This window comes from Polynucleobacter sp. Latsch14-2 (genome assembly GCF_018881925.1).
GTDB lineage: Bacteria > Pseudomonadota > Gammaproteobacteria > Burkholderiales > Burkholderiaceae > Polynucleobacter.
Window position 1 is genome coordinate 89,308 of sequence record NZ_JACVPL010000007.1, and the last position, 19,583, is coordinate 108,890.

19 protein-coding genes are annotated in these 19,583 nt (G+C 46.7%); 17 read left to right on the top strand and 2 right to left on the bottom strand.

Annotated elements, in window-relative coordinates; all coding sequences use genetic code 11:
• A complete protein-coding gene (gene map, locus ICN46_RS07735) occupies nucleotides 1-837 on the bottom strand; it encodes a type I methionyl aminopeptidase (protein WP_216206882.1) in 837 nt (278 codons plus the stop codon).
• A gap of 258 nt (nucleotides 838-1,095) precedes the next feature.
• Here map and rpsB point away from each other — a divergent pair, with 258 nt between their 5' ends.
• The 16 genes from rpsB (at nucleotide 1,096) to ICN46_RS07815 (ending at nucleotide 16,069) form a co-directional block, all read left to right on the top strand.
• Nucleotides 1,096-1,845 carry a 30S ribosomal protein S2 gene (rpsB, locus tag ICN46_RS07740; RefSeq protein WP_216206887.1) on the top strand — a complete coding sequence of 250 codons (750 nt, stop codon included), beginning with the start codon at nucleotides 1,096-1,098 and terminating at the stop codon, nucleotides 1,843-1,845.
• Nucleotides 1,845-2,726 carry a translation elongation factor Ts gene (gene tsf, locus ICN46_RS07745; protein ID WP_216206890.1) on the top strand — a complete coding sequence of 294 codons (882 nt, stop codon included), beginning with the start codon at nucleotides 1,845-1,847 and terminating at the stop codon, nucleotides 2,724-2,726. Before rpsB ends, tsf begins: the two co-directional genes overlap by 1 nt.
• A 184-nt stretch (nucleotides 2,727-2,910) precedes the next feature.
• Entirely contained in the window at nucleotides 2,911-3,621 is a 711-nt protein-coding gene (gene pyrH, locus ICN46_RS07750) for a UMP kinase (RefSeq protein ID WP_216206893.1), read from the top strand.
• 11 nt (nucleotides 3,622-3,632) lie between these two features.
• Nucleotides 3,633-4,193 carry a ribosome recycling factor gene (frr, locus tag ICN46_RS07755; protein ID WP_216206897.1) on the top strand — a complete coding sequence of 187 codons (561 nt, stop codon included), beginning with the start codon at nucleotides 3,633-3,635 and terminating at the stop codon, nucleotides 4,191-4,193.
• Between the two features lie 42 nt (nucleotides 4,194-4,235).
• Nucleotides 4,236-5,003 carry a polyprenyl diphosphate synthase gene (gene uppS, locus ICN46_RS07760; protein WP_216206952.1) on the top strand — a complete coding sequence of 256 codons (768 nt, stop codon included), beginning with the start codon at nucleotides 4,236-4,238 and terminating at the stop codon, nucleotides 5,001-5,003.
• Nucleotides 4,993-5,850, top strand: a complete 858-nt coding sequence (locus ICN46_RS07765; RefSeq protein ID WP_255538798.1) for a phosphatidate cytidylyltransferase — start codon at nucleotides 4,993-4,995, stop codon at nucleotides 5,848-5,850. The genes uppS and ICN46_RS07765 overlap by 11 nt, the downstream gene beginning before the upstream one ends.
• A 5-nt stretch (nucleotides 5,851-5,855) precedes the next feature.
• A complete protein-coding gene (ispC, locus tag ICN46_RS07770) occupies nucleotides 5,856-7,040 on the top strand; it encodes a 1-deoxy-D-xylulose-5-phosphate reductoisomerase (RefSeq protein ID WP_216206960.1) in 1,185 nt (394 codons plus the stop codon).
• 4 nt (nucleotides 7,041-7,044) lie between these two features.
• Entirely contained in the window at nucleotides 7,045-8,187 is a 1,143-nt protein-coding gene (locus tag ICN46_RS07775; RefSeq protein ID WP_255538799.1) for a M50 family metallopeptidase, read from the top strand.
• Nucleotides 8,184-10,532 (top strand): outer membrane protein assembly factor BamA, encoded by a 2,349-nt coding sequence (gene bamA, locus ICN46_RS07780; RefSeq protein WP_216206900.1) that lies wholly within the window; start codon nucleotides 8,184-8,186, stop codon nucleotides 10,530-10,532. The genes ICN46_RS07775 and bamA overlap by 4 nt, the downstream gene beginning before the upstream one ends.
• 18 nt (nucleotides 10,533-10,550) lie before the next feature.
• Nucleotides 10,551-11,078, top strand: a complete 528-nt coding sequence (locus ICN46_RS07785) for an OmpH/Skp family outer membrane protein (RefSeq protein ID WP_216206903.1) — start codon at nucleotides 10,551-10,553, stop codon at nucleotides 11,076-11,078.
• 5 nt (nucleotides 11,079-11,083) lie between these two features.
• Nucleotides 11,084-12,136, top strand: coding sequence for a UDP-3-O-(3-hydroxymyristoyl)glucosamine N-acyltransferase (gene lpxD, locus ICN46_RS07790; RefSeq protein WP_216206905.1), 1,053 nt, complete (start codon nucleotides 11,084-11,086; stop codon nucleotides 12,134-12,136).
• 59 nt (nucleotides 12,137-12,195) lie between these two features.
• Entirely contained in the window at nucleotides 12,196-12,645 is a 450-nt protein-coding gene (fabZ, locus tag ICN46_RS07795; protein WP_216206908.1) for a 3-hydroxyacyl-ACP dehydratase FabZ, read from the top strand.
• Nucleotides 12,645-13,442, top strand: coding sequence for an acyl-ACP--UDP-N-acetylglucosamine O-acyltransferase (lpxA, locus tag ICN46_RS07800; RefSeq protein ID WP_216206910.1), 798 nt, complete (start codon nucleotides 12,645-12,647; stop codon nucleotides 13,440-13,442). The genes fabZ and lpxA overlap by 1 nt, the downstream gene beginning before the upstream one ends.
• Nucleotides 13,443-13,454: 12 nt before the next feature.
• A complete protein-coding gene (lpxB, locus tag ICN46_RS07805) occupies nucleotides 13,455-14,657 on the top strand; it encodes a lipid-A-disaccharide synthase (RefSeq protein ID WP_216206913.1) in 1,203 nt (400 codons plus the stop codon).
• A complete protein-coding gene (gene rnhB, locus ICN46_RS07810) occupies nucleotides 14,654-15,247 on the top strand; it encodes a ribonuclease HII (RefSeq protein ID WP_216206916.1) in 594 nt (197 codons plus the stop codon). Before lpxB ends, rnhB begins: the two co-directional genes overlap by 4 nt.
• Nucleotides 15,248-16,069 (top strand): TrmH family RNA methyltransferase, encoded by an 822-nt coding sequence (locus ICN46_RS07815; protein ID WP_216206918.1) that lies wholly within the window; start codon nucleotides 15,248-15,250, stop codon nucleotides 16,067-16,069.
• Between the two features lie 8 nt (nucleotides 16,070-16,077).
• On the opposite strand, the gene ppsR is transcribed toward ICN46_RS07815, so the two are convergent.
• A complete protein-coding gene (ppsR, locus tag ICN46_RS07820) occupies nucleotides 16,078-16,905 on the bottom strand; it encodes a phosphoenolpyruvate synthetase regulatory kinase/phosphorylase PpsR (RefSeq protein ID WP_216206920.1) in 828 nt (275 codons plus the stop codon).
• Nucleotides 16,906-17,011: 106 nt separating this feature from the next.
• On the opposite strand from ppsR, the gene ppsA reads away from it, so the two are divergent.
• Entirely contained in the window at nucleotides 17,012-19,414 is a 2,403-nt protein-coding gene (gene ppsA, locus ICN46_RS07825; RefSeq protein ID WP_216206923.1) for a phosphoenolpyruvate synthase, read from the top strand.
• The last annotated feature ends 169 nt before the right edge of the window (nucleotides 19,415-19,583 follow it).

Below are 19,583 nucleotides of genomic sequence, written 5' to 3' on the forward strand. Positions count from 1 at the left end.
TTAAGTGCTTGCGGGGGTGGGTCTAAATGAAAGACCTGCAACGCAATCTGGCGGAGGGTTGCTACCCTCGGACCATGTGAGAACTTCTACCCCTGTAGCCGTGACTAAAAGGGTATGCTCCCATTGCGCAGAAAGGCTGCGATCTTTTGTTTTGACTGTCCATTGATCTGGCATGGTGCGGATTTCGCGGCGTCCAGCATTAATCATTGGCTCAATCGTAAAGGTCATGCCTACCTCCAGTTTTTCACCGGTACCAGGACGCCCGTAATGCAGGATTTGTGGGTCTTGATGAAATACTTTGCCAATGCCATGACCGCAATATTCGCGTACGATGGAATAACCTGCTTTTTCAGCATGCGTCTGAATGACATGGCCAATATCGCCGAGCGAAGCGCCTGGTTTAACTTGAGCAATTCCAAGCCAGAGACATTCAAACGTAATTTGAGTCAAGCGCTTTGCCATAACAGAAACTTCGCCGACCATAAACATTCGACTGGTATCACCGTAATAACCGTCAGGTGTAATCACGGTGATATCTAGGTTTACGACATCGCCTGCCTTCAGAATCTTTTCCCCGGGAATGCCGTGACAAATCACATCATTGACTGATGTACAAATGGAGGCCGGGAAAGGTGGGTAGCCAGGCGGTTGGTAGTTGAGTGGAGCAGGAATGGTTTTCTGGACGTTTACCATGTACTCATGGCAGATACGGTCTAACTCACCGGTGCTCACCCCTGGCCTTACATGGGGTGCTACGTGATCAATGACTTCGCTGGCTAAGCGGCCAGCTTCGCGCATCCCTTGGATGTCTTTTTCTGCGGTAAATACACTATTCATGCCTTGATTATCAACGACTTGGCATATTTCAGTTGATGACTAATGCCTAATTTTTAAGCATATTACTCATTTTGGTGCGTAGCTCAATTCAAAACTAGAGGGCTGAGGGCGGCTCAAGCTAGCTAGGTGATTGATATTTAAGCTATAATTTGGACATCAGGTCTATTTTTGGCTTGAAATCGCGAGTTGGACCTTCCAGGGTGGCACTTTTTAGTGCAGCTAGGATCCAACTTTAGAACACAACCCTTAGGAGAAGTTATGTCAGTAACTATGCGTCAAATGCTAGAAGCCGGTTGCCATTTTGGTCACCAAACCCGTTTCTGGTCACCAAAGATGGCCCCTTATATTTTCGGTCATCGCAACAAAATCCACATCATCAACTTGGAAAAGACATTGCCAATGTTTCAGGATGCCCTGAAATTTGCAAAGCAAGTTGCTGCTAATCGTGGCACGATTTTATTTGTTGGTACAAAGCGTCAATCACGCGAAATCATCGCTGAAGAAGCTGCTCGTGCCGGCATGCCCTACATTGACAGTCGTTGGTTGGGCGGTACGCTCACCAATTTCAAGACCGTTAAAGGTTCGCTAAAGCGCTTAAAAGATATGGCAGTTGCTAAAGAAGCTGGCGACTGGGAAAAGCTTTCCAAAAAAGAAGCTTTGACCAATGATCGCGACCTCGATAAATTACAAAAAGCACTTGGCGGTATTCAAGATTTAAATGGCGTTCCTGATGCAATTTTTGTCGTGGATGTCGGTTATCACAAAATTGCAATTACCGAAGCCAATAAGCTTGGTATTCCAGTGATCGCTGTAGTTGATACCAATCACTCGCCAGAAGGCATTGATTACATCATCCCTGGTAACGATGACTCCAGTAAGGCTGTTCTTCTCTACGCTCGCGGTATTGCTGATGCGATTCTCGAAGGCAAAGCGAACTCCGTTCAAGAAATCTTGACTGCTGTTAAAGAAGGTGAAGAAGAGTTTGTTGAAGAAGGGAAAGCTGAATAATGGCCGCTATTACCGCTGCAATGGTTGGCGAGTTACGCGCCAAAACTGATGCTCCGATGATGGAGTGCAAAAAAGCTTTGACCGAGGCCGATGGTGATATGGCTAGAGCAGAAGAGATTCTGCGTGTAAAGCTAGGTAGTAAGGCTGGTAAAGCCGCTTCTCGTGTAACTGCTGAAGGTATTGTTGCTTCATTTATTAGCGGCACTACTGGTGCATTGCTCGAAGTGAACTGCGAAACTGATTTCGTTTCCAAGAACGATGACTTTTTGGCATTTACAAACGAGTGCGTGAAATTGGTTACTGAAAAGAGTCCAGTGGATGTTGCTGCTTTACTTGCCTTGCCTATGAACGGCTCTACTGTTGATGCAGTGCGTACTGCCTTGATCGGTAAGATTGGTGAAAACATCATGCCGCGTCGCTTTAAGCGCTTTATGGGCGACAGTAAGTTGGTCTCCTATCTCCACGGTACTCGTATTGGTGTAATGGTTGAATTTGAGGGTGATGAGATTGCCGCTAAAGACGTAGCAATGCATATTGCGGCAATGAAGCCAGTAGCTCTATCAATGGCTGATGTTCCTGCTGAATCTATTGCTATTGAACGTAGTGTTGCTGTTCAGAAGGCTGCTGAATCTGGCAAGCCACCTGAAATCGTTGAAAAAATGGTTGAAGGTTCTATTCAGAAGTACCTCAAGGAGGTCTCTTTATTGAACCAAACCTTTGTTAAAAACGATAAACAAACTGTTGAGCAAATGCTCAAGGCTGCGAATACAACAATCAAAGGTTTCACGATGTTTGTTGTAGGTGAGGGCATTGAGAAGCGTCAGGATGACTTTGCGGCTGAAGTAGCGGCTCAGGTAGCTGCCGCTAAAGCAACTGCTTAAGCGATTAGCCAGGGTAACCCTGGTATCTGTCATGCTCAAAAGGGCATAGAAACCTTGGTTTCTATGCCCTTTTGTTTTATCTGGCTTAAGACCTTTATAATTCGCCAAAGATATTAAAAAAGTACTTAAAGATCAATAAGCTAAGTAGTGAAGTTACTTGGCAAATTACGGAAAACGGAAAATAATGCCAGCCTACAAACGAGTCCTACTGAAGCTATCTGGTGAAGCCCTTATGGGGGATGATGCTTTTGGCATTAATCCAATAACGATCGATTCCATGGTTGCCGAAATAGCGCAAGTGGTCAACAGCGGTGTTGAGCTTGCTATTGTCATTGGCGGCGGTAATATTTTCCGCGGTGTAGCGGGTGGTGCAGCAGGAATGGATCGCGCAACTGCAGATTACATGGGAATGCTTGCAACGATGATGAATTCCTTGGCACTGCAGGATGCTCTGCGTCAAAAGGGTGTTGAAGCAAGAGTTCAATCGGCTATTCGTATGGACCAAGTAGTTGAGCCCTACATTCGTCCGCGCGCTATTCGTGCGATGAGCGAGGGCAAAGTAGTTATTTTTGCGGCTGGCACCGGCAACCCGTTCTTCACAACCGATACTGCTGCTGCCTTGCGTGGTGCTGAGATGGGGGTGGAAATTATGTTGAAAGCAACCAAAGTCGATGGTATTTATAGTGCTGATCCTGTGAAAGATCCTAGCGCGACTTTATATAAGACCATTACGTTCGACGAGGCTTTAATTAAAAACTTACAAGTTATGGATGCCACTGCATTTGCTTTGTGCCGTGATCGTAAGCTACCAATCAAAGTATTTTCAATTCTTAAGCCGGGCGCGTTAATGCGCGTGGTTCAGGGTGAGCCTGAGGGCACACTAGTACACGTTTAATAGGAGGCTTGATGTCTGCAGCAGAAATTAAAACCACTACCGATCAAAAGATGCAAAAGTCTCTTGATGCCTTAAAAACCAATTTAGCAAAGATTCGTTCTGGTCGTGCTAACCCGGGAATTCTGGAGCATATTCAAGTGGATTATTACGGCAACCCAACACCGTTGAGCCAGGTTGCCAGTTTAGGATTGGCGGATGCTCGCACGATTAACGTTCAACCATTTGAAAAGACAATGGTGGCAGCGATTGAAAAGGCAATCCGTGACTCTGACTTGGGGCTAAATCCCGCCTCTCAAGGTACCATCATACGCGTACCAATGCCTGCCTTAACAGAAGAGCGTCGCCGTGATTTAACTAAAGTAGTTAAAAACGAAGGTGAAGAAACAAAAATTGCTGTGCGTAATTTGCGCCGCGATGCCAATGAGCATTTAAAGCGTCTCACTAAAGAGAAAGAAATTTCGGAAGATGAAGAGCGTCGTGCTACTGATGAAATCCAAAAGATGACTGATAAGGCCGTCATCGATGTTGATAAGATCATTGCCGAAAAAGAAAAAGAGATCATGACGGTTTAGTAACCCGATTGACTGAATTCTTTTTAATCTGTTTTTATGACCTTGCACACTAGCTCTACTTTAGTTGTCCCCGAAGTAAGTGCTATCCCTCGCCATGTGGCAATCATCATGGATGGCAATGGACGCTGGGCAAGTAAGCGCCATATGCCGCGAGTAGCTGGGCATTCAGAGGGATTGGGCGCGGTTAGAAAAATCGTCCAAGAGTGCCGTCGTATTGGCGTCGAGTATTTGACTGTGTTTGCTTTTAGCTCAGAGAACTGGCGCCGCCCACCAGAGGAGGTGGGTTTTTTAATGAAGCTATTTCTCAAATCACTTAAGGGTGAAGTATCCCGTCTTGCTGAAAACGACATTGCTCTTCGCCTAATTGGTGATTTAAGTCGCTTTGATGTAGCCATTCAGGAGATGGTGCAGTTTTCTGAGGAGAAGACTGCCGACTGCAAGAGTTTAACTTTTACCATTGCGGCAAATTACGGCGGTCGCTGGGATATTTTGCAGGCGATGCGTCGCTGCTTAGATGCAAATCCAAACTTGAGATCCGAGCAGATTACCGAAGAGTTGCTGCAACCATACTTAGCCATGGCTTATGCTCCAGAACCGGATTTATTTATTCGAACCGGCGGAGAGCAGCGGGTTAGTAACTTTTTGTTGTGGCAGTTGGCGTATAGCGAACTCTACTTTACTGATGTATTGTGGCCTGATTTTGATGAAGCGCAATTACATAAAGCTTTTGAATGGTTTGGTCAGCGCGAACGTCGTTTTGGTCGCACAAGTGCTCAGCTTGCTTCGCAGGCAATGAGTGATGCAGTTTGATCAGACATCCGGTAACCCAATGCTAAAAACCCGAATTTTTACCGCCCTCGTTCTTTTGGCGGTGCTGTTACCTATTTTATTTTTACTCCCAGGAATTTACTTAAGCGGTTTTTTTCTTCTGGTAGTGTTGCTAGCTGCATGGGAGTGGAGCCGTTTGATTGCTCCTGGCTCACAACTTGGTGCCATCCTATATTCCACATTTTGCTTGCTTATCATCTTGGGTTTGCTGGCTCTGAATCGGTCCGAGTGGCAGTTTGCTTTACTCGCCATGGCTGTCCTGTTTTGGTTCTTCAATGCCCCTTTTATTTTGGCGAGAGGCTTAAATCTATCGCTTGATAAATGGCGTTACTTCTATTCTATTTTGGGATTTATTTTGCTGCCGGCAACCTGGTTTGCTTTGATTTTTTTGCGTGAGATTGGCCTAAGCTTTCTTTTGTCGACGATGGTCATGGTGTGGATTGCTGATATCGGCGCTTACTTTATGGGTAAAGCTTTTGGTAAGCATCGTTTGGCAGCACAAATTAGCCCTGGTAAATCTATTGAGGGCGCTTTAGGTGGTCTCTTGCTTTGTTATGTATACGCAGTTGTATGTGTTTTTTATTTACCATTGGATGCCACATTATTTGGCTCTTGGGCAATGCGTTACGGCTGGTTGCCAATGCTGCTAATGGTGACAGTCTTAACAGCTTTTAGTATCTTTGGTGACTTATTCGAGTCTCAGCTAAAACGCTTGGCTGGTGTAAAAGACAGCAGTCACCTGTTGCCTGGTCATGGTGGTGTTTTGGACCGCGTCGATGCATTGCTGCCCGTCATGCCAATTGCTGCGTTGCTTGCGGGACTAGTCTAATGTCATTGAGGCGGGTTGCGATTCTAGGTTCCACAGGATCGATTGGCATCAATACGCTTGATGTCATTCGTGCGCATCCAGAGCGCTTTAAAGTCGTTGCGCTGACTGCTAACAAACAAATAGATCGTCTGGCGGAGCAATGCATAGAATTTAATCCGACTATTGCGGTTGTTGGTGATGCAGCTGGTGCCTCACGCCTGCGCACGGCTCTTCAGGAAAAAAGGATTGCTACACAGGTGTTATGTGGCTCCGAATCCTTGGTAAGCGCTGTGACGCAATCAGATTGCGATACGGTCATGGCTGCTATTGTTGGCGCTGCTGGTTTAGTGCCCGCCTTGGCGGCAGCCAAATCGGGCAAGCGGGTATTGTTGGCAAATAAAGAAGCGCTAGTAATGTCTGGCGATTTATTTATGCAGGCAATGCAATCGGGCGGCGGCGAGTTGCTCCCAATCGATAGCGAACATAATGCAATCTTTCAGTGCCTTCCACAGCAATTTACTAAAGCACCCCACGATTACTTAGGTGTTGAAGAATTATGGCTAACTGCTTCTGGCGGGCCATTTAGAGATACGGCAATGAGTGAACTTTCATCGATTACACCCGATCAAGCTTGCGCCCATCCGAATTGGGTGATGGGTAGAAAGATCTCGGTCGATTCGGCAACGATGATGAATAAAGGGCTTGAGGTCATCGAAGCATTTTGGTTATTTGGGTTGCCACTAGAAAAAATTAAGGTACTTATTCATCCTCAGAGTGTTGTGCACTCGATGGTACTTTATCGCGACGGATCTGTGATCTCTCAAATGGGGCAGCCGGATATGAGAACGCCGATTGCTTATGGCTTAGCATGGCCGGAGCGGATCCATGCTGGGGTTGGTCCTTTGAATTTGACGCAACTAGCTGCACTGAGTTTTGCTGAGCCAGATCTAACACGCTTCCCCTGTTTGGCTTTGGCCTTTTCAGCGGCGAATACCGGTGGGACAGCGCCCACGATCTTAAATGCTGCTAACGAAATTGCAGTGGCAGCATTTTTAGATGCAGGCTTGCCTTATTTGCGAATTCCAGAAGTGGTAGAAAAGACCCTTAATCACATCTCGTCGGTTTCAGCAAGCTCGCTTGAACTTATTCTCGATGTTGATGCTAAAGCTCGTCACGTTGCCAGCAATATTATTCGTCAGATGAATCATTAGTGGCATGAATCCTCTGCAAACTCTGATTACATTAGCCGCCTTTTTGCTGACTCTCGGCGTACTAGTTAGTTTTCACGAGTTTGGCCATTTCTTAGTGGCTCGCCTTTGCGGGGTTCGTGTTCTGCGATTTGCTCTTGGGTTTGGCAAACCACTTTTTACTTACGTAGCGCGCAATCGAACAGAGTGGGTTGTGGCGACCATTCCATTGGGTGGGTACGTTAAGCTATTAGATGGGCGGGATATTGAGCAGCGGATTTCAGAGTCGGAGCGGTTTGAAGCCTTCGATGCTAAACCGCTCTGGCAACGTTCATTGATTGTTGCTGCTGGACCATTAGCAAATTTTATTTTGGCAGTGGCCTTATTTGCCATTATTTATATAAGCGGGGTAGCTCAATTGCCCGCACGCCTTGATGCCCCTCCTGAAACTTCCTTGGCAGCCGACCTCGGCGTGATTGCTGGTGATCAGGTGGTCGGCTGGAAGTCTATTCCCGATGGCTCTGAAAATGCCCTGAATGCCGAAGGTTTTGACGCGATTCCCAGTTGGAATATCCTGCGCTGGAAGTTGCTTGATGCTGTTACTGGGAGGGAGGGGTTTGTTTTGGAGTTACGCAACCCGTCAGGCGGCCATTCTTTTAAGGTCTTTAAAGGTGTTGATTTGCCTCAAATCAGCCCTGAATCAGACCCTTTTATGGCCTTGGGGGTGCGCCCTCTGCCAAGTCCTCAAAGTGAGTGGCTAAAGCTTCAGCTGGGGCCTTTGGACGCCCTTGTTTATGCATCTGAGCGAGTCTGGTTGATTACCAAAGTCTCTACCCGCCTGATGTTGGGTTTATTCACCGGAAATACCTCCCTGAAACAGTTGGGCGGCCCTTTAAGTATTGCTGATATGGCGGGCAAGTCTGCGCAGATTGGCTGGCAGCCGTTTTTAGCCTTTTTAGCACTTATGAGTATTAGTATCGGCCTGCTCAATCTAGTGCCGTTACCGATGTTAGATGGGGGTCAGCTCCTGTATGATGCATGGGAGTTGGTTGCCGGTAAGCGAATTTCGGTTTCAATGCAAGAGCAGCTCCAAAAAGTGGGCTTTTTCTTGTTGATTTCACTTTCTCTGCTGGCCTTGTTTAATGATTTACAACGCTATCTTTCGCCTTGAATTTTTTGACCTCAATACCTCGCCTTTTTGTTCGATTTCTTGCGCAAGTGATCCTGATTGCTGCCGCTGGATTTTTTGTAAACGCACATGCGGCTGATTCTTTCGTTATTAAAGATATTCGCATTGAAGGCTTGCAGCGGGTAGAGCCTGGAACTGTATTTAGTTATTTACCTGTTCAGGTAGGCGATACATTTACAGAAGAGAAGGGTGCTGAAGCAATTAAAGCTTTGTATGGCACTGGCTTTTTTAGAGATGTACAAATTCAAGCTCAAGGGGATGTCTTAATTGTGATCGTCGATGAGCGACCAACCATTTCGCGTATCGAGTTCACGGGGATGAAAGAGTTTGATCAGGAGATTGTGCGTAAATCCCTGAAGGCGGTTGGGGTTGCAGAAGCCCGCTTTTACGATAAAGCGTTGATCGATAAGGCCGAACAAGAGTTAAAGCGTCAATATATTGGTAAGGGTATGTATGCCGCCGAGGTTGTGGCAACCGTCACCCCGGTAGAGCGTAATCAGGTTGCGATTTACTTCAACATTGATGAGGGTCCTGTTGCCAAAATCCAAGAAATTAATTTCATTGGAAATAAGGAATTTAGTGAAAGCACTTTGCTAGGCGAGATGCAGCTCAAAACGGGTGGCTGGTTATCTTGGTATAGCAAAGACAATTTGTACTCCAAGCAAAAGTTAACGGCCGATCTTGAGACCATTCGATCTTATTACCTCAATCGCGGTTATTTAGAGTTTGTTATTGAATCGACTCAGGTATCTATCACGCCTGATAAAAAAGGGATTTATCTCACAATTAGTATTCGTGAAGGACAGAAATTTACCGTTAAAAATGTTCGTCTAGCTGGTGAGTTACTGGGCAAGGAAGCTGAGTTAATGCAGTTGATTACTCTCAAGCCTGGCGATACTTTTTCCTCGGCAGAGTTGACGAAGAGTACCAAGGCTATTGCTGAGATCTTAGGTTCCTATGGTTATGCATTTGCCACCATTAATCCGCAGCCTGATATTCGTCGTGAATTAAGTGAGGTTGACTTAACCTTGGTGGTTGATCCAGGTCGTCGAGTGTATGTTCGTCAGGTTGCTATTAGTGGCAATGCTAAAACGCGCGATATGGTGATTCGTCGCGAGATGCGTCAGTTTGAGAGCTCTTGGTTCGATAGCGACAAGATTGAGCTGTCTAAAAAACGTCTGGGTCGATTGGGTTACTTTACTGAAACCGACGTTACAACTCAAGATGTCCCAGGGTCGCCAGACCAGGTGGATGTTAACGTTGCTGTAAAAGAAAAGCCCACTGGGGCAGTGACGATTGGCGCTGGCTTTTCCTCGACCGAGAAGGTAATTCTCTCTGCCGGTATTAATCAGGATAATGCCTTTGGTACCGGTACTGCGATTGGTTTAAATGCCTCGCTCGGTAAGATCAATCAAAACTTAACCCTGTCTCAGTACGACCCTTACTTCACTGAGGATGGCATCAGTCGTTACACTGATTTGTACTACCGTTCATCCAAGCCTTTGTACTATGTTGGCGACCCTGATTACCAAATTAAGTCTGTTGGCTCGAACATAAAATTTGGTGTTCCCTATACCGAGGTTGACCGGGTTTTCTTTGGATCAGGTATTGAAGCTTTTAGGATATCGACAACTGCAAATACCCCAACGCCATACCTCAACTATGCGCAAAATTACGGTATCGCAGCGCCTGGTTACCCTGCAACATTAACTACCTACAACGTTCCCTTGACGGTAGGGTGGTCACGCGATGGCCGAGATAGTTCTTTGATTCCATCTGACGGTTCTTTGCAGCAACTTTCCGGAGAGGTTGGGACCCCGGTTGGAAATATGACTTTTTACCGTTTGTATGGGCAGTACCAAAAGTACCATTCATTCTCCAAGGGTAATATCCTGTCATTCAATGGCGAGCTGGGTTATGGCGAGGCATATGGCAGCAATCCTTTCCCAATCACTAAAAACTACTATGTAGGTGGTATCGGTTCTGTGCGTGGATATGCGCCAGGCTCATTGGGCCCCCAATACTTCAATACCAATACAGGCACTTATCAGCCAACTGGCGGGCAATCCAAAATTGTGACCAACGTCGAATACACCTTCCCCGTGCCGGGTTCCGGGGTTGATAAAACCTTGCGTCTTTTCACTTTTGTGGATGGCGGTAATGCGTTTGGCACGAATATCAACCTAGTTTTGAAGTATTCCTACGGCTTGGGTTTATCATGGATATCACCACTGGGTCCGCTAAAATTCAGCTACGGTATACCGGTCAAGTCTCAGCCAACGGATAATATCCAGCGTTTGCAGTTCCAGGTAGGTACGGCGTTTTAATTGTTTAAGGAAAGTTTTATGAAGCTTTGTTTCTCTTCTAAATGGGTTCAATTGGGCATCGTTGCTTGCGCATCAGCCATCTCTTTACCTCAGGTGTTTGCCCAAGATACTGGCACACGTGTTGCTGTTGTGAATTCTGAAAAAGTCTTTAATGAATCTAACCTTGCCAAGGCAATGCAAACACGCTTGCAAAATGAATTCACAAAGCGCCAAAATGATTTGCGTGACAGCGCACAAAAAATTAAGTCTGCCGCTGAAAAGTTAGACCGTGATGGTGCGGTTATGAATGAGGCTGAACGCATTCGTCGTCAACGCGAGTTAGCCGACCAAGATCGCGAATTACAGCGTAAGCAACGTGAATTTACTGAAGACTTAAATCAGCGCACATTTGAAGAGCGTGCCAAGATTGCTGAGAAGGCAAATTCCGTGCTGAAACAAATCGCTGAACAAAGAAAGATTGATGTCATTGTTCAAGAAGCTGCTTATGTTAGCCCTAAAGCTGACGTAACGGACGATGTCATCAAGGCCCTCAATAGTCTTAAGTAAGTTCTATGCCCACCGCCATCGAGCTGGCCGAACAGTTTCAAGTAAGCTTGGTGGGGGGTAGCTCCCACGCGTTTCTTGGCCTCGCTCCTTTGGAGCGAGCGCAGTCAAATCAAATTTCATTCCTTTCAAACCCGTTGTATCGCCAACAGGCAAGCGACAGCGATGCAGGCGCACTCATCGTAAGTAAAGCAGATTTAGAGTTTTTGCAAGCCCATCCCGGCAAAAATTCTGCACAGCGAGCATATTTTGTTTCTCATAATCCCTATGCAACTTTTGCAAGGATGGCGCAGCACTTTGCTAAAACAAGTGCCCCAACTTATGCTCCTGGAATACATCCTAGTGCTGTCATAGATTCAACAGCAGTCATTCCCGCTTCTTGCCACATTGGACCGTTTGTACAAATTGGAGCTGGCGTCCAGTTAGGTGAGCGTGTGGTTGTTTTGGGTAATACTGTTATCGGCAGAGATAGTCTGATTGGTGAAGATACCTTGCTTTATCCATCCATTTCTATTTATTACGCGACCAAAATTGGTAAGCGTTGCATTATCCATAGCGGTGCAGTGATTGGTGCGGATGGCTTTGGTTTTGCCCCTGATTTTTCTGCTGCTGGCGGTGAGTGGGTTAAGATTCCGCAAACTGGCAGGGTAGTGATCGGTAATGATGTAGAAATCGGAGCATCGACAACCATTGACCGTGGCGCCTTGAGTGACACTGAAGTTGGTTCAGGAACGAAGATTGATAATCAGGTACAAATTGCCCACAATGTTGTGATTGGTCAGTGCTGCGTAGTTGCTGGCTGCGCGGCTATCTCAGGCAGCACTAAGATTGGTAACTTCTGCATTATTGGCGGGGCGGCTAATTTTGCTGGTCACCTTACTATTGCCGACCGAACAACAGTTTCTGGTAATACCTCGATTATTCGCTCTATTACTGAGCCGGGACAGCATTTCACGGGTGTGTACCCATCGATGTTGCATGGCGCTTGGGAGAAAAACGCAGCCATCTTGCGTGGCCTAGATAAAATACGGCAACGCTTACGTTTGCTAGATAAGAAGTAAGTAATGGGTCTTAGACTCTTAATCAACCAGTTTATTAAATATTTTTTGCGGATCATCTTATGAGTACAAATATAGCTATTGATATCAATCAGATCATGAAGTTGTTGCCGCACCGTTATCCATTCTTGTTGGTTGATCGAGTGCTGGAATTTACTCCGAGACAAAGTATTACTGCGATTAAGAATGTCACGATTAATGAGCCGTTCTTTCAGGGGCACTTTCCAGATTTTCCAGTGATGCCCGGCGTCTTAATTATCGAAGCACTTGCACAAACCGCTGCTTTGCTAACCTTTACAGAATCAAAGGCAGATGATGCCGTTTATTACTTTGCAGGTATTGATGGCGCACGCTTTAAAAAGCCAGTACTTCCCGGGGATCAGTTGGTTATGGTTGCAACTTATCAGCGTGAAAAAGCAGGTATTTATAAGTTTCATGTAAAAGCAACGGTAGATGGTGAACTGGCTGCTGAAGCGGATATTACCTGTGCCGTGCGCTCGAAAGGCAACTAATGACTTTGATTCATGCATCCGCTGTAGTTGATAGCAAGGCAGAGTTGGCTAGCGATGTTATGGTCGGACCTTATTCTGTGATTGGCCCAAACGTCAAGATAGGGGCGGGCACTAAGATAGGGTCACACTCAGTGATCGAGGGTCACACAACTATCGGCAAGGAAAATACCTTTGCCCACTTTGCCGCAATTGGTGGCCCACCTCAGGATATGAAGTATCGCGGTGAGCCTACACAACTTATTATTGGCGATCGTAATACTGTCCGCGAGTTCACCACAATTCATACTGGCACAACTCAAGATGAGGGCATTACTCGGCTTGGTAACGATAACTGGATCATGGCTTATGTGCATATTGCCCATGATTGCCAAATTGGTAGCAACACTATTTTTGCAAGTAACGCGCAGATTGCTGGGCATGTTCGCGTGGATGATTGGGCAATTATGGGGGGCATGTCTGGTGTGCATCAATTTGTTCGGGTTGGTCAGCACGCCATGCTCGGTGGCGCTTCAGCTTTAGTGCAGGATGTTCCACCATTTGTGATGGCTGCGGGTGATAAAGCGTCCCCACACGGCATTAATGTGGAGGGCTTAAAGCGTCGGGGTTTTTCCAATGAGACTATTACCGCCTTGCGTCAAGCCTATAAAGTCCTTTACAAAGATAGCTTAAGTTTTGAAGAGGCAAAGGTGGAAATTCAGAAAATGGCTGCTGCTAGCGGATCTGACCTAGCTACCGCATCAAAATTGCAAGAGTTTCATGACTTTATCGCCGCCTCAACTCGCGGCATTATTCGATAACGATAGGTCACCTTGCCTAAATTAGCCTGCGTAGCTGGTGAACCTTCTGGCGATTTGCTGGCTGCCCCTGTATTAAGTGCCTTAAACCAAATCCCAGATATGTCTGGTTTAGAGGTATATGGCATTGGGGGTCCCCTAATGCAAGCGGAGGGGATGCGCTCTGCTTGGCCAATGGAAACCCTAAGCGTGCGTGGCTACGTTGAGGCTATTAAGCAGCTTCCAATGATTCTGAAGCTTCGTAAAGAGCTCATTGAGCATCTCCTCAATGAGGGTCGCCCAGATGTGTATTTGGGTATTGATGCGCCTGACTTTAATTTGGGGGTTGAACTCCAACTTCGCAAGGCAGGCATTCCGACCCTGCACTTGGTTTCACCTTCTATTTGGGCGTGGCGCGCAGGTCGGATCAAAAAAATTGCTCAGGCTGTTGAGCGCATGCTGTGCATTTTTCCATTCGAAACGGAAATCTATGATCGTGCTGGGGTTGCGGCTACCTATGTGGGTCATCCACTGGCAAGTGATATTCCTGCGGAGCCTAATTCTGCCAGTGCCAGAGAACGCATTGCTCGGACTCTAAAGATTGCTCCCTCTGATTTAGGTGGAAAGGTGATTGCAGTTTTGCCGGGAAGTCGAAGCTCAGAGATTGAGCACATTGCCCCAATCTTTTTTGACACTATCAAACTCTTAGCTGGGCGATTACGCGGAGAAAAATTGCAGTTTTTAATTCCGATTGCTGCGCCTCATTTACGTAAACCTCTTGAGCAGCTGTTAGAGCAAACGCATGAGCAGCAACCCGATATTCAGATTCACTTAATGGATGGCCAAGCTGATGTTGTTCTTGAAGCGGCTGATGTTGTCTTGATTGCAAGTGGCACCGCTACCTTGCAAGCAGCGCTTTGGAAAAAACCCATGGTAATTTCTTACAAGGTACCTTGGTTAACAGCGCAAATTATGAAGCGTCAAGGCTACTTACCTTATGTTGGTTTACCTAATATTTTGTCCGGGGAGTTTGTTGTGCCTGAGCTACTGCAGGATGAAGCTACCCCAGAAAAGCTGGCCAATGCGGTGTTAGATTGGCTTAACAGCCCAGTTAAGGTGAGCGAGCTCAAAGCGCGCTTTGCAAAAATGCATGAAACCTTGCGCCGCCCAACGGGCTTGCTAGTTGCTCAGGCAGTGGCCCAGACCATTCATGACCATCAATATCATCGCAACGCATGAGTGCCATTTGGATTTGTGGTGTAGATGAGGCTGGCCGAGGTCCCCTGGTTGGTGCTGTGGTTGCTGGTGCGGTAGTGCTAGATCCAAGCAATCCGATTGAAGGTTTAAAAGATTCAAAGAGGCTTACTCCAGCAAGAAGAGAGTATTTATTTGAGCAAATCATGCTTAAAGCAAAAGCCTGGGGTATTGGTGAAGCTAGCCCTGCGGAAATAGATCAGATCAATATACTGCAGGCAACAATGCTGGCAATGCAACGTGCGGTTGAGGATTTGACGGTTAGATTGGGTGTATGGCCTGATAAAGCACTCATTGATGGTAATCGTTGCCCTGATTTGCCGATTCCGATGGAGGCGATCGTCAAAGGTGATGCAAAGGAGCCGGCTATCTCAGCGGCATCTATTTTGGCAAAAGTCACGCGTGACCGGCAAATGGCAATCTTGCACGAGCGTTTTCCGCAGTATGGTTTTGCTCAACATATGGGTTATCCAACTGCCACTCATTTTGCCGCCCTAAAAGAATTTGGTGTTTGTGAAGAGCATCGCCGTAGTTTTTCTCCGGTGCGAAATGTTTTAGAGACAATGGCAAGATAAATGAAAACAGAGATCATCTCTTCAACAGAGAATTCATTATTTAAAGAGTTACGCCTTTTGCAGGCTACTGGTTCAAAAGGGCAGAAGGCACGGGCTTCTAGTGGTCAGGCGCTACTGGAGGGAATTCATCTTATTCAAACCTGGATTGGCGATCCAAATCTGAAGGTGTTACTGACTTCCGGAACTGGTTTAAAGAACCCAGAGATCGCTGAGGCAGTCTATTCGCATCTAGAGACATGCCCAGACACACGTTTATATCAATTGGATGTAGCTTTATGGGATGAATTGAGTGAGTTGGTGAATGCACCTCATATTGCAGGATTGCTCAAGCTCCCGCAGTCTTCTATCAATCCTCCCCAAGCTATTTCTACTTTGGCTGGTGATGTATTAATTTTGGATCGCATTCAAGATGCCGGTAATGTGGGATCAATTCTGCGGACTGCTGCGGCAGCTGGCTTTGCCCAAGTGATTGCAGTATCGGGTTGCGCACACCTTTGGTCAAACAAGGTATTACGCGCTGGCATGGGCGCACACCGTCTGCTAGACCTTTATGAGGGATGGTCAACCCAGCAAGTCTTGAGTGCAGTTACTGCCCCATTGATGGCTGCTACTGCAGATGGTGAAAGCGATCTCTACACTCTCACAAAAGAATTGATTCATCCGGTTGCCTGGCTGATGGGTAGCGAGGGACAGGGTGTATCTGAAGAATTTTTGGCACAGGCTAAAGGTGTAGCAATTCCTATTGACCCACGCGTTGAGTCGCTAAATGTCTCGACGGCGGCAGCTATATGTTTGTTTGAGACTGTGCGCGTAAGGCGCTAAACCGAGCCTTATCCCAAAATGGTTTTGTCGGATTTAATTGCCTGTAAAACTGTTGTGGCGATTTCCTCAATAGATTTGCTAGTAGTGACAACCCAGGGAATGGATTCTTTCTTCATCATTGCAGTAGCTTCATTGATTTCATAGCGGCAATTTTCAAGCTTGGCGTAGTTGCTTCCGGGGCGTCGCTCATTCCGAATTTGTGACAATCTTTCAGCGTCAATCATGAGGCCAAAGATTTTTGTGCGGTAGGGAATCAGGTCTTTGGGGAGTTGACCTCGCTCAAAGTCTTCCGGTATGAGGGGGTAGTTTGCCGCCTTCAGTCCATATTGCATGGCCAAGTAGAGACTGGTTGGTGTTTTACCTACTCGAGATATTCCTACGAGGATCACATCGGCTTCTGCCAAGTTTTTATTGGACTGACCATCGTCATGGGCTAGGGAGTAGTTAATTGCCTCAATACGGTCTCTATAGGCATCGGTATCCGCATTGTGGTGGAGCCGGTTCATGGCATGAGTAGATTTGATGCCTAAGGCATTTTCAAGTGGGGCCACAAAGGTTTGGAACATGTCCAAAATTAAGCCATTTGCTTTGCCTACAATGGCATTGAGTTCGGGATTCACCAAAGTGGTGAAAACGATTGGGGATACCCCATATTTGGAGGCTGCCTGATTAATGTTGCTGACCGCATCATGTGCCTTATCAGTGCTATCCACAAAAGGGATACGAATATGCTTAAAAGTGGCCTCAAATTGAGCCAAAATCGACTGACTGAAGTTCTCGGCGGTAATGCCGGTGCCATCAGAAACAATAAAAACTATACGGGTTTGGGTAGTCATCAGAATGGCCTAAAAGTCGAGGTCAGCACTACAATAGAAAGTTAATGAAGTATGCCCCATTTTGAGTGGCTGCTAGACCAGTTTCCTTATCTTTAGAGAGTATTTTATGTCCAACCAACAGCAGCAAAGTAGTAGTGCCGTAAATGCCTACGTTTTACCTTTTGAGCAACTTCGGATGACGGATGTTGAGTCCGTTGGCGGTAAGAATGCCTCACTGGGTGAAATGATCTCTCAATTGGCCACCACTGGCGTTCGGGTGCCAACTGGTTTTGCGACGACGGCGCTCGCTTTTCGTGATTTCTTGCAGCATAACAATCTGACCGAACGTATTCAGAAGCGCTTAGAAAATCTCAATATTGACGATGTGCGCGCACTTGCCCAAGCTGGCGCTGAAATTCGTCACTGGATTGAGACTGCGCCTTTTCAAGCGCGTTTGGATGAAGAAATCCGCACCGCCTTTAAGAGGCTAGATGATTCGGGTAAAGGTTCTTTTGCAGTTCGCTCATCTGCTACTGCGGAGGATTTGCCTGATGCTTCGTTTGCTGGACAGCAGGAGACCTTCCTGAACGTCGAGGGTATTGATGATGTCCTTAAAAAAATTCGTGAAGTATTTGCCTCTCTGTATAACGATCGCGCAATTTCCTATCGTGTTCACAAGGGCTTTGCACATGCTGAAGTAGCTTTGTCTGCTGGTATTCAGCGCATGGTCCGGTCTGATTTGGGTGCCGCTGGTGTGATGTTCACTTTGGATACTGAATCCGGCTTTGAGGACGTTGTATTTATTACTTCAAGCTATGGTCTAGGTGAGACTGTGGTTCAGGGCGCAGTAAATCCTGACGAGTTCTATGTTTTTAAGACCACTTTGGCGCAAGATAAAAAAGCCATTATTCGTCGCTCTTTGGGCTCAAAACTCATTCAGATGCAGTTTGCTCCAGCAGGCTCTACCGAGAAGGTGCAAACAGTTGACGTCACTCCAGAGAAGCGCAATCGTTTTTCTTTAGAGGATGCTGATATTACTGAGTTGGCCAAATATGCTGTCATCATCGAAAAGCACTACGGTCGTCCGATGGATATTGAGTGGGGTAAAGACGGTCAAGATGGTCGCATTTATATTCTGCAAGCTCGCCCTGAAACCGTAAAGAGCCAGGCTGCTGGCCAGGTGGAAATGCGCTACAAGTTGAAGGGTAGCTCTAAGGTTTTGGCTAAAGGTCGTGCAATTGGGCAAAAGATTGGGGCTGGTCCTGTGCGCGTGATTCGTGATCCGAGCGAGATGGATCGGGTGCAGCCTGGTGATGTTCTGGTTGCTGATATGACAGACCCCAACTGGGAGCCTGTCATGAAACGTGCTGCTGCGATTGTGACTAATCGTGGCGGTCGTACTTGCCACGCTGCGATTATTGCCCGCGAGTTAGGTGTTCCCGCGGTAGTCGGTTGTGGTGATGCTACAGAGCATTTGCAAGACGGCATGATGGTGACTGTTTCTTGCGCCGAGGGTGATGAAGGCCATATTTATGATGGTCTGATTGAGACTGAAGTCACCGAAGTTTCTCGTGGTGTATTGCCCGATATTCCAGTGAAAATCACGATGAATATTGGCAACCCTCAATTGGCATTTGATTTCTGTCAGATTCCGAATGCTGGTGTTGGCTTGGCCCGCCTCGAGTTCATTATCAATAACTACATTGGCGTACATCCACGCGCAGTATTGGAGTATCCAAATATTGATCCCGATCTCAAGCGTGCTGTTGAGAGTGTCGCTCGAGGCTATGCAAGCCCACGTCAATTCTACGAAGATAAATTAGTTGAGGGGGTAGCAACGATTGCGGCTGCCTTCTATCCAAAGCCAGTGATTGTGCGTTTGTCTGACTTTAAGTCAAATGAATACAAGAAGCTCATCGGCGGATCCCGCTATGAACCCGATGAAGAAAACCCAATGCTAGGTTTCCGTGGCGCATCCCGTTACGTTTCCGCAGACTTTGGGGACGCCTTTGCGATGGAGTGCGCTGCGATGAAGCGTGTCCGTGAAGATATGGGTCTTGATAATGTAGAAATCATGGTCCCATTTGTGCGCACGATCAAGCAAGCTGAGCGTGTCATCAGCATGATGGAGAAACTTGGCCTTAAGCGCGGTGTTAACGGCTTGCGCCTCATCATGATGTGCGAGATTCCATCGAATGCGATTCTGGCCGATCAATTCCTTGAGCACTTTGATGGCTTCTCAATCGGCTCTAACGATATGACGCAGTTAACCCTGGGTCTGGATCGCGATTCTGGTATGGAGCTTTTGGCGATTGACTTTGATGAGCGCGATCCCGCAGTTGAATTTATGATTGCCCGTTCAATCGAAGCATGTCGCAAGCAAAATAAATATGTTGGCATTTGCGGTCAAGGCCCTTCAGATCACCCAGACTTTGCTCGCTGGTTGGTGCAACAGGGGATCACTTCAATCTCATTAAATCCCGATAGCGTAGTGGCAACCTGGGAAATGTTGGGTAAGAGCTTGAAGTAAGTTTCAGCAATTAGCTAAGAAAGTAAAAAGGCCCAGTCAATGTGAACTGACCCACAAAAGTTGGACACCCAATCCAACTCAACAGGGTCAGTCTCATGTCCAAATACAGCAAAGAGTTCAAGCTAGTAGTCATTGAGCATTACCTCTCCGGTAGGGGTGGTTTTAAAAC

Excerpts from the sequence above, each read along its gene's own strand:
- map (WP_216206882.1), bottom strand. The coding sequence starts at position 837 with ATGAATAGTGTATTTACCGCAGAAAAAGACATCCAAGGGATGCGCGAA.
- rpsB (WP_216206887.1), top strand. The coding sequence starts at position 1,096 with ATGTCAGTAACTATGCGTCAAATGCTAGAAGCCGGTTGCCATTTTGGT.
- tsf (WP_216206890.1), top strand. The coding sequence starts at position 1,845 with ATGGCCGCTATTACCGCTGCAATGGTTGGCGAGTTACGCGCCAAAACT.
- pyrH (WP_216206893.1), top strand. The coding sequence starts at position 2,911 with ATGCCAGCCTACAAACGAGTCCTACTGAAGCTATCTGGTGAAGCCCTT.
- frr (WP_216206897.1), top strand. The coding sequence starts at position 3,633 with ATGTCTGCAGCAGAAATTAAAACCACTACCGATCAAAAGATGCAAAAG.
- ICN46_RS07765 (WP_255538798.1), top strand. The coding sequence starts at position 4,993 with ATGCAGTTTGATCAGACATCCGGTAACCCAATGCTAAAAACCCGAATT.
- ICN46_RS07775 (WP_255538799.1), top strand. The coding sequence starts at position 7,045 with ATGAATCCTCTGCAAACTCTGATTACATTAGCCGCCTTTTTGCTGACT.
- ICN46_RS07785 (WP_216206903.1), top strand. The coding sequence starts at position 10,551 with ATGAAGCTTTGTTTCTCTTCTAAATGGGTTCAATTGGGCATCGTTGCT.
- lpxD (WP_216206905.1), top strand. The coding sequence starts at position 11,084 with ATGCCCACCGCCATCGAGCTGGCCGAACAGTTTCAAGTAAGCTTGGTG.
- fabZ (WP_216206908.1), top strand. The coding sequence starts at position 12,196 with ATGAGTACAAATATAGCTATTGATATCAATCAGATCATGAAGTTGTTG.
- lpxA (WP_216206910.1), top strand. The coding sequence starts at position 12,645 with ATGACTTTGATTCATGCATCCGCTGTAGTTGATAGCAAGGCAGAGTTG.
- rnhB (WP_216206916.1), top strand. The coding sequence starts at position 14,654 with ATGAGTGCCATTTGGATTTGTGGTGTAGATGAGGCTGGCCGAGGTCCC.
- ICN46_RS07815 (WP_216206918.1), top strand. The coding sequence starts at position 15,248 with ATGAAAACAGAGATCATCTCTTCAACAGAGAATTCATTATTTAAAGAG.
- ppsR (WP_216206920.1), bottom strand. The coding sequence starts at position 16,905 with ATGACTACCCAAACCCGTATAGTTTTTATTGTTTCTGATGGCACCGGC.
- ppsA (WP_216206923.1), top strand. The coding sequence starts at position 17,012 with ATGTCCAACCAACAGCAGCAAAGTAGTAGTGCCGTAAATGCCTACGTT.